The sequence below is a fragment of the Halorientalis salina genome (assembly GCF_005049285.1).
GTDB lineage: Archaea > Halobacteriota > Halobacteria > Halobacteriales > Haloarculaceae > Halorientalis > Halorientalis salina.
In genome coordinates, this window is record NZ_SOSC01000001.1 from 114,789 (window position 1) to 125,810 (window position 11,022).

General features: G+C 65.2%; 15 protein-coding genes. 5 read left to right on the plus strand and 10 right to left on the minus strand.

Features of this window, described 5'->3' with window-relative positions; all coding sequences use genetic code 11:
• Both E2481_RS00565 and E2481_RS00570 read right to left on the minus strand, forming a co-directional pair.
• Positions 1-222 (minus strand): hypothetical protein, encoded by a 222-nt coding sequence (locus E2481_RS00565; RefSeq protein ID WP_136715177.1) that lies wholly within the window; start codon positions 220-222, stop codon positions 1-3.
• 112 nt (positions 223-334) lie between these two features.
• Entirely contained in the window at positions 335-976 is a 642-nt protein-coding gene (locus tag E2481_RS00570; RefSeq protein ID WP_306293919.1) for a type IV pilin N-terminal domain-containing protein, read from the minus strand.
• Between the two features lie 301 nt (positions 977-1,277).
• On the opposite strand from E2481_RS00570, the gene E2481_RS00575 reads away from it, so the two are divergent.
• Together E2481_RS00575 and E2481_RS00580 are read left to right on the plus strand one after the other, a co-directional pair.
• A complete protein-coding gene (locus tag E2481_RS00575; RefSeq protein WP_136715178.1) occupies positions 1,278-2,237 on the plus strand; it encodes a ribose 1,5-bisphosphate isomerase in 960 nt (319 codons plus the stop codon).
• Positions 2,238-2,291: 54 nt separating this feature from the next.
• Positions 2,292-3,179 carry a carbohydrate kinase family protein gene (locus E2481_RS00580; RefSeq protein ID WP_136715179.1) on the plus strand — a complete coding sequence of 296 codons (888 nt, stop codon included), beginning with the start codon at positions 2,292-2,294 and terminating at the stop codon, positions 3,177-3,179.
• Positions 3,180-3,185: 6 nt separating this feature from the next.
• Here E2481_RS00580 and rbcL read toward each other — a convergent pair whose 3' ends face one another.
• The 6 genes from rbcL to rpl7ae form a co-directional block, all read right to left on the minus strand.
• Entirely contained in the window at positions 3,186-4,439 is a 1,254-nt protein-coding gene (gene rbcL, locus E2481_RS00585) for a type III ribulose-bisphosphate carboxylase (protein WP_136715180.1), read from the minus strand.
• A 42-nt stretch (positions 4,440-4,481) separates the two neighbouring features.
• The gene (locus tag E2481_RS00590; protein WP_136715181.1) at positions 4,482-4,886 is read right to left on the minus strand and encodes a hypothetical protein; all 405 of its coding nucleotides are present in this window, start codon (positions 4,884-4,886) and stop codon (positions 4,482-4,484) included.
• A gap of 99 nt (positions 4,887-4,985) precedes the next feature.
• The gene (gene ndk / locus E2481_RS00595; RefSeq protein ID WP_136715182.1) at positions 4,986-5,459 is read right to left on the minus strand and encodes a nucleoside-diphosphate kinase; all 474 of its coding nucleotides are present in this window, start codon (positions 5,457-5,459) and stop codon (positions 4,986-4,988) included.
• On the minus strand, positions 5,456-5,848 hold the full coding sequence (locus E2481_RS00600; protein WP_136715183.1) for a 50S ribosomal protein L24e: 393 nt from the start codon (positions 5,846-5,848) through the stop codon (positions 5,456-5,458). The genes ndk and E2481_RS00600 overlap by 4 nt, the downstream gene beginning before the upstream one ends.
• The gene (locus E2481_RS00605) at positions 5,848-6,078 is read right to left on the minus strand and encodes a 30S ribosomal protein S28e (protein WP_136715184.1); all 231 of its coding nucleotides are present in this window, start codon (positions 6,076-6,078) and stop codon (positions 5,848-5,850) included. The genes E2481_RS00600 and E2481_RS00605 overlap by 1 nt, the downstream gene beginning before the upstream one ends.
• Before the next feature lie 9 nt (positions 6,079-6,087).
• Positions 6,088-6,450, minus strand: coding sequence for a 50S ribosomal protein L7Ae (gene rpl7ae, locus E2481_RS00610; protein WP_136715185.1), 363 nt, complete (start codon positions 6,448-6,450; stop codon positions 6,088-6,090).
• 358 nt (positions 6,451-6,808) lie between these two features.
• On the opposite strand from rpl7ae, the gene tmcA reads away from it, so the two are divergent.
• Genes tmcA through E2481_RS18490 form a run of 3 tightly spaced genes read left to right on the plus strand, consistent with a single transcriptional unit; the run spans position 6,809 to position 9,764 of the window.
• Positions 6,809-9,046, plus strand: a complete 2,238-nt coding sequence (gene tmcA, locus E2481_RS00615; RefSeq protein ID WP_136715186.1) for a tRNA(Met) cytidine acetyltransferase TmcA — start codon at positions 6,809-6,811, stop codon at positions 9,044-9,046.
• 35 nt (positions 9,047-9,081) lie between these two features.
• A complete protein-coding gene (locus E2481_RS00620) occupies positions 9,082-9,561 on the plus strand; it encodes a DUF456 domain-containing protein (protein WP_136715906.1) in 480 nt (159 codons plus the stop codon).
• A gap of 38 nt (positions 9,562-9,599) precedes the next feature.
• The gene (locus E2481_RS18490) at positions 9,600-9,764 is read left to right on the plus strand and encodes a hypothetical protein (protein ID WP_169302343.1); all 165 of its coding nucleotides are present in this window, start codon (positions 9,600-9,602) and stop codon (positions 9,762-9,764) included.
• Here the strand turns inward: E2481_RS18490 and E2481_RS00625 are convergent.
• Together E2481_RS00625 and E2481_RS00630 are read right to left on the minus strand one after the other, a co-directional pair.
• Positions 9,761-10,495 carry a GNAT family N-acetyltransferase gene (locus E2481_RS00625; protein ID WP_136715187.1) on the minus strand — a complete coding sequence of 245 codons (735 nt, stop codon included), beginning with the start codon at positions 10,493-10,495 and terminating at the stop codon, positions 9,761-9,763. The genes E2481_RS18490 and E2481_RS00625 overlap by 4 nt on opposite strands.
• Before the next feature lie 130 nt (positions 10,496-10,625).
• On the minus strand, positions 10,626-11,012 hold the full coding sequence (locus tag E2481_RS00630; protein ID WP_136715188.1) for a hypothetical protein: 387 nt from the start codon (positions 11,010-11,012) through the stop codon (positions 10,626-10,628).
• Positions 11,013-11,022: the final 10 nt, after the last annotated feature.

Genomic DNA, 11,022 nt, shown 5'->3' on the forward strand with positions numbered 1-11,022 from the left:
TTATTTTTTGTCGTCGGATTCGTCGTGGGAGAGTGCTAAGAGTGCGGCCCCCAGTGCGAGAATCACTGCGAGCAGCCAGAACTGCTGGCCGATCGATTCGCCAGCGAGGACGCTCCCACCAGCGTACCCGATTGCGAAGGCCAATACGGCGAGTCCGACAACGATGACGCCGAACTGATCGCTGTCGAAGAGCCGTTCGCTGGACGGGAGCGCTCCGCGCATACGTGTCCAATTTGCTGTAGAAATATTAAGACTACTGGCTCCAGCGATCGAGACGCTCCGACGGTGCTGCCGCTATCCGGGTAGCGTCCGAAAAAACGAGATTACCGCGCGATTACGAGGTTTCGGGACCGGTTTCTTCCGCAATAGTCGCGGAGTTGTCGCCTTCTGAGGACTCGTAGACGAGCTGAATCTCGAAGTCGTTGTTGGCCGTGATTTTCGCGTAGTCACCGGACACCACAGCGCTGTCGCCGCCTTTGTCACCGTTCGCTGTTACGTTTGCACTGTCCAGAGCGGACCATTTCGTGTTGGAACTGTTAATGAACTTGTTATCTGGATTTGTATAGTCGACCGATGGACCTGGTGAGGCGTCAGTATTCATACTGTTGTTGTACCCCTGTCCACGGAACACGAGTTCATTTGCCTTGATCGTCGCCCCGCCATCGTGAGTTACCGTAACGATGCCAGCCTCGTCGTTGAGTGAGTTGTAATCGAAGCTGAACGAGGCCTGCGGCGTCTGGTTCGTCTGCCCGCCGAGCCCGAGCACGAACGATGCGATGACTGCGGCCAGAATGACCGTGATCGCGACCATCAGGATGACCCCGATGACCGGACTGACTGCGTCGTCGTCGGAAAGCAGTTGTCGTACCTGCATGACAACTGCCTTTTGTGAGCTGGTGTACATAAAGGGGGCCGAGCGTTTATTTTTGTTCAGCCGGTATGTGGACCTCTTTCGATGGGCGTACAGTGTTTTCACGCTGTGTAAAAGCCTGTATTGAACCGGTCCCTTACTGCGATTATGGGTGATATTTCGATATCAAAATAGATATCGTACCTAGTCATCATAATCTCGACAATACTGGGACTGTCGAGGTCGATTCGGACTGGTTCGTCCGATTGGTCGATGGGTGGGTGGATTCCGGCGCGTTTCGTGGAGAGGTTGCTGTGGACATCCCAAGTAGCGCCACGTTCGGGCGGGTATGGGTTCCTCTGGCCAACACGTCCGGCCTCGAAGTCGCCCCCGTTGTTTTTGCCCGACGGCCGACAACACTGTCGACATGGGCAGTCAGGAGGTACATCAGGAGGTCGAGGCCGTCGCGGAGGACATCGCGACGATGGAGACGCGCGGGGCCGCCACCATCGCCCGCGCCGTGGCCGATGCGTTGGCAACCCAGGCAGCGGCCAGCGAGGCGGAGACGCCGACGGACTTCCGCTCGGAGATGCGCGTCGCCGCTCGACTGCTCTCCGATACGCGACCGACGGCCGTGAGCCTCCCCAACGCGCTCCGGTTCGTCTTCGAACAGATGGACGGGGAAACCGTCGATGAACTCAAAGCGACGTCGATCGCGGCCGCCGACCGCTTTCGCGTGCAACTCGAACGCGCACAGGATGATCTCGGTCGCGTCGGGGCGAACCGACTCCGCGACGGTGACACGGTCATGACCCACTGCCACTCGACGGACGCGCTGGCCTGCATCGAGGCCGCCGTCGACCAGGGCAAGGACCTCTCGGCCGTCGTCAAGGAGACCCGTCCCCGCAACCAGGGACACATCACGGCTCAGGCGCTCCGCGAGATGGACGTTCCGGTGACGCTCGTCGTCGACAGCGCCGCCCGGCGCTACCTCGACGAGGTCGACCACGTCGTCGTCGGGGCCGACTCTATCGCCGCCGACGGCTCGGTCATCAACAAGATCGGAACCAGCGGGCTGGCCGTCGTCGCCCGCGAGCGCGGCGTCCCGATCATGGTCGCCGCACAGACTATCAAACTCCATCCCGCGACGCTGACCGGCCACACTGTCGAGATCGAGATGCGCGACGAACGGGAAGTGATCGACGACGAGGCTCGAAGGGACATCGGCGAAATAACAGTCGAGAATCCCGCCTTCGACGTGACACCGCCGCGGTACGTCGACGCCATCGTCACCGAACGCGGGCAGTTCCCACCCGAGAGCATCGTCACCCTGATGCGAGATATGTTCGGCGAGGGGACCGACGACCCGTGGGAAGCGGAGACGTGACCTGCCCGCTCGCGGGGCGAACTATTTACCGCCGTCGCTCGAACCTACCTGTTCGTGGCTCGTGTCATCTGTGCCGGGCACGTCAACTGGGACGTGACCCTCCGCGTCGATCGCTTCCCGGCAGCCGACGGTGAGGCGACCATCACCGACCAGCACCAGTCCGGCGGCGGGAGCGCCTCGAACGTCGCCTGCGCCCTGACGGCCCTCGACGTCGAGACCGCGCTGCTCGGGAGCGTCGGCACCGACGAGAACGGGCACCTCGCCAGGCGTGAACTCTCCGCCGCCGGCGTCGACTGTTCGTCGCTGGTGACCGCCGAGGGCGAGACAGCAGTGAAGTACCTCGTCGTCGACGCCGACGGGGAGGTCGTCGTGCTGGGCAACGACGGCGCGAACGAGTCGTTCGACGCGGCCGACCTCTCGGAGGAAGCCCTCGAAGCGGCCAGCCACCTCCACCTGACGAGCCAGGAGCCGGACACCGCGGCGCGGCTCGCCGAACGGGCGACAGAAGCCGGCCTGCGGGTCAGTTTCGACCCTGGCCGTCGCATCCACGCCCGGGACTACTCGGCGACTATCGCGCTCGCGGACGTCCTCTTTCTCAACGAGCGCGAGGCGGCCACCGCTATCGAGGAGCATCTCGGAGCCATCGAGGACCTCGCCCGCGTCGTCGCCATCAAACACGGCGGCGACGGTGCCGAAGTGTTGACGCCCGAGGGCAACTACGTCAGCCACGACGGGTTCCCCGTCGATACCGTCGACACCACCGGTGCCGGCGACGCCTTCGCCGCCGGGTTCATCGCCGCTTTGCTCGACGACCGCTCGCCTCCGGACTACGAGCGAGCGCTCGCGGTGGCGAACGCTTGCGGCGCGCTCGCCGCCTGCGAACCCGGCGCTCGCGCCGACATCTCCTGGGACTGTATCGAAGCCGTCCTCGAAGAGCGATGAGTCCGCCTAGCGGGGCGTCTCAGTTCCCCACTTCTCCAGGGCCGTCGCCAGTTCGGGGACCGCTTCGGCTTTCGACTCGATGTCCTCACCGGAAGCGGCGGCCTCGACGGCGGCTCTGAGTGCCTTCGCGCCGGCGTGGGTTCCGTCGGGGTGGCCGTGGACGCCGCCACCGGCCTGCACGCCGATGTTCGTCCCGAGACGGTCGACGAGCTCCGGGACGAGTCCGGGATGTAATCCGCCGGACGCCATCGGAAGCACGTCGTTCAGGCCGTGGAGGTCCGAGTAGAGCCACTCGTTGATGCCGGCCGTGTCCTCGTTTTCGAGTTTGCCGAGGTCGGCGGTCCCCGTGTGGATGTGGTCGACGCCGCAGAGTCGGGCGATCTGTGCGACGACGCGCATCGAGACGCCGTGATTGGGTACCCGGTCGAACGCCGCGTGCATCGCACGGTGGGCGTGGATGGCGATGCCGTGTTTCTCACAGCGTTCGCGGACCCGCTGGACGGCCGCCCACCCGGTCGTCACCACGTCGACCATCACGTACTCACAGCCCTGCTCGGCCGCCATGTCTACGCGTTCGAGCATCCGCCGGGTGTCCGCCGTGACGTTCACCAGGTACGATTTCGTCTCGCCGGTCTCCTCCTCGGCCCGGTCGCGTGCGGCCAGGCTCTCGGTCAACCGGTCGGCGAAGGGGTTGAAATCCTGGTCGGTCAGGTTCTCGTCGTCCTTGAGCAGGTCGAGGCCCCCCGTCCAGGCCTCCTCGCCGACCGTGACGTGTTGGTCCGTCGAGAGCCCCACCTTCGGCTTGGGGACCGTCGCGGTGATGGGGCGGTCGCCGGCGTCGAAGATCTCCTCGCGAACGCTGGTCCCGAACTGCGGCCCGGGGAAGGAGGTCGACAGTGGTTCGGGCCAGTCGCAATCGAGCAGGCGGATGCGCTCGACGGCTTTCATCCCCAGGATGTTCCCGGCGATACAGGAGAGCACCTGCGCCATGTTGCCGTCCTCGAACAGGGCGTCCGGATAGGCGACCCTGATCTCCCCGGACGACTCGTCGATGGCACACGCGGTCGCTGAGAGGTCCGTGACCGCCCCCTCGACCTGGAGTTCCGCCCAGGTGCCGTTGGAACTCTCGGAGGCGACGCGGCCGGCGGCCGCTTCCATGTCCATGTCCGCCGCCGGTTCGATGCGGAAGTCACAGACCAGTTCCGAATCCGCGGGGTCGTAGTCCAGATCCAGGAAGTCCTCGTATTTGATGCCGGGCATACCTCCGAGTTGGTGGCCCGCCAGTATAAAACTCGGACCGGATTAGAGTATCGAGACGACGATTCGTGCAAGAAGCACGTATCCGAGCGCCACCGGCGCGAAGTAGATGCTGCCCGCGACGACGGCATCGAGGCGGTCGTGTCTGAACTGCCAGACGTGGGCCGCGATCGCCGTCAGGATCGCGAGGATACCGACGACCGTCCACCGGGGCGCGAACTGCGTCGTCCCCGTGAGGGTAAACACCGCGACGAGCGATGCCGCCGCGGTGGAGACGTACTGAAAGGCGTGCTCTCGCTTGCTGACTGCCCCGGCCAGGGCCGCTACCAGCGGCAGCCCCAGCACGACGGCGACGAGCGTCGAGAAGACCGTCTCCGGTCCGATCAGTAGTGGTCCGAAAACCGTCCCGCGTTCATCGTCGCGAAACCGTCGACCTGGCCGCCACGTCATATCTCGGGTTCCCGTCGGGTTCGTATATAGTTTCCGTCAGGTGTCGTAACTGATAGCTGCTGCTCGGGCGAGTGAAAAAGGGAGAATCAGCGGGCCGCCTCAGGCGTCTTCGTAGACCCAGGGCTCGTCGGCGCGCTCGTAGTCGACGAGTTCGTCCTCGTCGAAGAACAGTTCGATCTCGCGCTCGTTTGCGCCCTCGTCCTCGTGGTCGGAGCCGTGGATGACGTTCTGCCCGAGGTCCAGTCCGAGGTCACCGCGGATGGTGCCCGGCTGGGCTTCCTTGGGGTCCGTCGTGCCCATCATCTGGCGGACCTGGCGGGTCGCGTCGGCACCCTCCCAGACCATCGCCATGACGGGACCGGACGTGATGAACGCCACGAGCTCGTCGAAGAACGGTTTGTCCTCGTGCTCGCCGTAGTGTTGCTCGGCGAGGTCCTGGTCGATCTGCATGAACTTCGCCGCGGCCAGCTTCAGCCCGCGCTCTTCGAGTCGACCGATGATTTCGCCCACGAGTCCGCGCTGGACGCCGTCTGGCTTGACCATGACGAACGTGCGTTCGTCGTGATGGCTCATGCCTCGGCCTCCTCTTCGGCCTCGTCGTCCTCGGTGTCCGCGTCAGCTTCGTCCGTCTCCGCCGGCTCCTCGTCCTCGGCGTCAGCCTCGTCGGCTTCGGCGTCTTCCTCGGCCGCTTCGAGGTCGGGGGCCGCTTCGGAGTCGTCGGCTTCCTCGGTTTCCGGTTCGGGTTCCGGCTCGCTCTCTTCCGCCTGCTGTGTGGCCGGTCCACCCGCCGCCTGCCCGGACGCGGTCCACTCTACCTCGCGTGGCTCGCGTCCGAGGTCGGCGTTCTTCTCGCATTTCGAGGAGCAGTAGTCGACGGTCGACCCGTCGTTTCGGACGAGCAGCGTGCCCGTCCCGGGCTCGATGTCGTCACCACAGTAGTCACACTCGCGTGTTCGTGGCATTATTGGCCTCCAATCTGGTCAGCTTCGCGGGCGGTCTCGCGGAGCTGCAACACGTCGCCCTCGCGGACTGGCCCGAGGACGTTCCGCGTGATGATTCGACCCTGGTTTTCGCCTTTGCGGATTCGACACTTGACCTGCATGGCTTCACCGTGCATGCCGGTCCGCCCGACGACCTCGATGACCTCTGCGGGCGTCGAACCGCCGTCGCCTTCGGATTCCTCTGCACTCATCTAAACCACCTACTGGAGGTCCTCGAGTTTCTCGGCGATGTCGTCGACGTCGCCGCTGGCGTCACCGGCGTCGGTGACGGCTGCGGCGGCACTGCCGACTTCGAGGCCGGCTGCGTGTCCGACATCGTCCTGAGACTCGACGAAGAGATAGGGAACGTCCTTCTCTTCGGCCAGCTCGGGGAGATGCATGACGATCTCCTCGGGCTGAACGTCCTCTGCGACGAAGACGAGGTCCGCGTTGCCTCGCTCGACCGCTTTGGTCGTCTCGTTCGTTCCTTTCTTTACGCTACCTGTGTCTCGTGCTACCTCGAGCGCTTCGAGGGCGTCCTCGGCGAGATCCGCCGGAACATCGAAATCAACGTATACTGGCATGGTTGTTCACCTCCCGCGCGTGGGCTCGCGCTCCCCCGCCTGGAGGGCCGCTGTAACCCGGCTTCGGGTGCTGCCGACGTGAGTCGGCTGCTCCGTGGCTGAGTTACAGCCGGCCCGATGTAGTCCTAAGAGGCTAGGAGCATCATCAACCCCGCGCAGGCTGTATCCGTCATTGAACCATGCCCTGTTAAAAGCGCTTTCGATGCCGAGAAGAGCGTGTCAGAACCCCGCACATGCCTGAGGACCAATGAGACCATACGGACCCCTGCTCGAGCCCCGTTTTCCCCCGTCTCCTGTCGACGGCTCTCGAAAACGACCCATCGGCACATCCAAAGGCCCCGACCGTCACTGACCGAGTATGTTCGCGGAGGTCGTCGACGCGCTTCGCGCCGAGGCGCGAGCGACGAACGAACGCCGCCTGCTGGTGTTCACTGGGGAGCCATCCAGTACCCGAGAGAGGGCGGCCGAGGCGTTGGATGCGGCCGCCATCGAAATGACCGACACCACGCTGATCGGCCCCGAAAACGCTCTCCGCTGTGAGCATCTCTCAGTGGCTCAATCCGGAGACCTGCTCGGGCGGACCCGCGACGCTGTCGTCCTCGATTTACACGACGAGTGCCGACCGAACGCGATTGGCCGGGCCGTCGGTGCCGTCGACGGCGGCGGCCTTCTGGTACTCCTGACGCCGCCGCTCGACGAGTGGCCGGTCCGTCGCGACGAGTTCGACGAGACCCTGGCGGTTCCGCCGAGTTCCCTCGGCGATGTCTCGGGGAACTTCCGAACTCGCCTGGTCGAAACCCTCCGGGCACATCCGGGGATCGCCATCGTCGACGCCGACGACGGGACGGTCGAACGCGACGGGCTGACCTACCCGGCACCCCGCTGTCGATCACCGAACGACGACCTCGCTCCCCCCGCCGACGCCGACTTCTCCGACGACATCTACGACGCTTGTCTCACCGCCGATCAGGTGTCCGCTGTTCGAGCGTTCGAGGATCTCCGGACCGACGGACGAGCGCTCGTCGTCGAGGCCGACCGCGGCCGGGGGAAATCCAGTGCCGCGGGACTCGCCGCCGCCGCACTGGCGCTCGACGGCCGGCACGTACTCGTGACCGCCCCGCAGTACCGCAACGCCGCCGAGGCGTTCGCTCGCGCTCGGGAACGACTCGATGACGCGGGCGAAACGGCGGACCACACCGACGAATCCCGGGAGATACGGACCGACACCGGCCGAATCCGGTTTCGCCGCGCGGCCGAGGCGACTGACCTTCCGGGGGACCCCGACGTGGTCGTCGTCGACGAGGCGGCTGCCCTCCCGGTCCGGGTCCTCGAATCGTTCCTGGATGCGCCCGCTGTCGCCTTCGCCACGACGATCCACGGGTACGAGGGGGCCGGCCGTGGATTTTCCGTCCGATTCAGGGACCGACTCGAAGAGAGCGATCACGAAATGACCGAACGCACGCTCGAGGAACCGATCCGGTACGCCGGCGGTGATCCGGTGGAGGTCTGGGCGTTCCGCACGCTCCTGCTCGATGCCCGCCCGGCCGTCGAACAGGTCGTCGAGACGGCGACACCCGACGCCGTCGAGTACACGCGACTTTCGGCCGATTCCCTCCTCGCCGACGAACACCTGCTCGGAGAAGTGTTCGGCCTCCTCGTCCTGGCTCACTACCGGACGGAACCCGACGACCTGGCCCGCCTGCTCGACGCCCCGAACGTCGCTGTCCGGGCGCTTACTCACGAAGGTAACATTATCTCGGTGGTGCTACTGGCTCGTGAAGGTGGCCTCTCGGCCGAGACGCGAGCGGGGATGTACGATGGGGGACGCATCCGGGGAAATATGCTCCCCGACGTGCTCACGACACAACTCCGGGACGAGTCAGCGGGGGCTCCGGAGGGGCTGCGGGTGTTGCGTATCGCCACGCACCACGCTGTCCGATCGCGCGGTTTCGGGTCGCGACTCCTCGCCGACGTCCGCGAGGAATTTGGGGCTGACCTGGACTGGCTGGGCGTCGGCTACGGTGCCACGCCCGCACTGCTTTCCTTCTGGGCGCGGAACGGCTACACGCCAGTGCACCTCTCGACGACCCGCAACGACACCAGCGGCGAGTACTCGGCACTGATGGTGGACCCCACGAGCGACGCCGGCCGCGACCTCGTCGACCGCCACGCCGACCAGTTCCTCGACCGTATCGGCGGCGTCCTGGCGGACCCGCTCTCCGACGCCGATTCCGACGTGGTCAGGGCGACGCTGTCGGCCGTCGACCGTGAGATCGACCCCGAATTAGCCGACTGGGAGTGGCGACACGTCGCCAGCGCCGCCTTCGGTCCGGGGCTGTTCGACATGGCTCCCGACGCGTATCGGCGGCTCGCCGTGACCTACTTCGCGTCCGGTCGAATCGACTCGCTGTCCGACCGACGGGAGCGCCTGCTCGTCCTGAAGGCCCTCCAGGGGCGTCCCTGGGACGAGGTCGCCGAGGGTCTCGGGTACCACTCGACTGCCCAGTGCATGCGCGCGCTCGGTGACGCGCTCGAACCGCTCGTCGACGCCTTCGGCTCCGAGGCCGCGATCCGGGAGGCCGATCGATATCGGTGATCGACTCGTTCGTGCCGCTCGTCCCCGTGCTTGGGATGGACCTGCTCACCTGGGCTGCAATCGGACTCGCACTGCTGGGCGTGGTCGGCAGCGCCGTTCCCCTCGTGCCCGGCGCGTTGCTCTCGCTGTCCGGACTCTACCTCTACTGGTGGCACACCGGGTACAGCGACCCTGGCCTGATCGTCCTCGTCGCGTTGACCCTGCTCGGACTCCTGATCATCGCCGTCGACTGGCTCGCCGGCGCGATATCGGCGAAAGCGGGGGGAGCGTCGACGGGCACTGCAGCCCTGGCCGGCGTCGTCGGCTTCCTCCTGTTTTTCGTCGCCGGGCCGGTCGGCATCCTCCTGGGCGTCGCCGGGGTCGTCTTCCTCGCGGAGTTCAGCCGGACCGGGAACCCGACAACCAGCGGGCGGACGGCCGTCTACACGACGGTCGGGATGCTCGCCTCGACGGTCGCACAGGTCCTGCTGACCGTTCTCTTCTTCATCGGATTCCTGCTCGCGATCCTCATCTGAGGGAAAAACACCTTGCCAGTGCCCGCGAAGATCGGAGTATGGCCACCTGTACGGAGGGGGAGTGTGAGAAACGCGCGGCCGTCATGTTACACATCCCGTGGGCCGAGAACCGCCGGGTATGCCTCGGGCACGCCAGAGTCTGGTCGCAAAAAGACGGGGTCGTCGCCGATCCGCTGGACGAGGCCGACGAGGAACTCCCCTAGAGGGTGATCTCCATCATCACCTCGTCGACGTAGTCCCCGTCCATCATGTAGTGGTCCTCGCGACGGGCTTCCTCGTGCCAGTCGTGCGTTTCGAGGAACTCGATAGCGGCCTCGTTCGACGAGGGGATGCTGTTGTAGATCTTCTCGTAGCCGTGTGAGTTGGCCCACTCGAGTCCGCGCTGGAGGAGGTGGCTCCCGATCCCGTACTCGCGGTACTCGGTGAGTACGCCGACTGTCAGTTCGGCCGTGTGGCTCAGTTTCTCGATTTCCGGGTGATTGAGGTGGACCCACCCGACGACCTCTCCCTCGACGCTGGCGACGAAGAACATCCGCGACTCCAGTTCGTTGTGTCGGAGCAGGACCTCCTCGTGGTCGATCATGTCCGCGATACTCTCTGCGACGACGTACGACCCGTCCTCGACGACTGACCGCATCACGCCGACCAGGCCGGTGATGTCTTCCTGGCGGGCCTGCCTGATCGTGAATTCGATCTCGGCTTCCTCGTACTCCTCCTCTGCGGCCTCGTCGTACGCGATCTGCAACTGGTCGTCGTCGGTCTGGGCCAGGACGCCGTCACGGCGCAGGATCGCGACGTGGTGGCCGAACTCCCGCGGCTCCATCCCGAGCGCCTCCCGGGTGGCGTCCGGGTCGACCAGACCGTGCCTCTCGACGTACTCGTAGATGTCTTTGCGACCCCGGTGGCTGAAATCCAGTTGCTCGGTCAGCTCCATGGTATGAGTTACCAGCCCACGATACTTAACTGTTGATGCAATTATAACACGGATTGTCACTCCCCGATCGGACGGATCGGGGGTTTAATTCCCACGTGTGATAGAATCCGAAATGCGGACAGCGAGACCTTCAGTCGATCTCACTCCGATCAGGGACGCGGGTAAGCATCGCGGCGACGTCTCTGATGTTGTGGGTGTCGAGAAGCAACTCGGCGGCTTCCCGGACGGTGAAATCTGCGTCGAGTTCGGTCCCGTAACAGCGCGTGTACAGTTCTAGATAGCCGTTCAGGGCCTCGTGGAGTTCCTCGAACTCGGCATCGGTGAACTCGACGCCCCGGTCGTTCGCTCGGGCGTCGACGTACACCATGACCGTCGGACCGACACCTTCGCGGAGGTACGCCATCGCACGGTCCGCCGCTGGTGGGTTCGCCGGCGGCTCGAAGTCGGCACGGTCCCGGCGGTACTGCTCTACGAGCACGTCGATTCGGTTCGCGTAGGCCGAACGGCGGTTCGTCATGTGGAATCCT

Bases quoted from the DNA above. Each gene is read 5' to 3' on its own strand.
- E2481_RS00565 (WP_136715177.1), bottom strand. From the start codon at position 222: ATGCGCGGAGCGCTCCCGTCCAGCGAACGGCTCTTCGACAGCGATCAG.
- E2481_RS00575 (WP_136715178.1), top strand. From the start codon at position 1,278: ATGGGCAGTCAGGAGGTACATCAGGAGGTCGAGGCCGTCGCGGAGGAC.
- rbcL (WP_136715180.1), bottom strand. From the start codon at position 4,439: ATGCCCGGCATCAAATACGAGGACTTCCTGGATCTGGACTACGACCCC.
- E2481_RS00590 (WP_136715181.1), bottom strand. From the start codon at position 4,886: ATGACGTGGCGGCCAGGTCGACGGTTTCGCGACGATGAACGCGGGACG.
- ndk (WP_136715182.1), bottom strand. From the start codon at position 5,459: ATGAGCCATCACGACGAACGCACGTTCGTCATGGTCAAGCCAGACGGC.
- E2481_RS00600 (WP_136715183.1), bottom strand. From the start codon at position 5,848: ATGCCACGAACACGCGAGTGTGACTACTGTGGTGACGACATCGAGCCC.
- E2481_RS00605 (WP_136715184.1), bottom strand. From the start codon at position 6,078: ATGAGTGCAGAGGAATCCGAAGGCGACGGCGGTTCGACGCCCGCAGAG.
- rpl7ae (WP_136715185.1), bottom strand. From the start codon at position 6,450: ATGCCAGTATACGTTGATTTCGATGTTCCGGCGGATCTCGCCGAGGAC.
- tmcA (WP_136715186.1), top strand. From the start codon at position 6,809: ATGTTCGCGGAGGTCGTCGACGCGCTTCGCGCCGAGGCGCGAGCGACG.
- E2481_RS00620 (WP_136715906.1), top strand. From the start codon at position 9,082: ATGGACCTGCTCACCTGGGCTGCAATCGGACTCGCACTGCTGGGCGTG.
- E2481_RS18490 (WP_169302343.1), top strand. From the start codon at position 9,600: ATGGCCACCTGTACGGAGGGGGAGTGTGAGAAACGCGCGGCCGTCATG.
- E2481_RS00625 (WP_136715187.1), bottom strand. From the start codon at position 10,495: ATGGAGCTGACCGAGCAACTGGATTTCAGCCACCGGGGTCGCAAAGAC.
- E2481_RS00630 (WP_136715188.1), bottom strand. From the start codon at position 11,012: ATGACGAACCGCCGTTCGGCCTACGCGAACCGAATCGACGTGCTCGTA.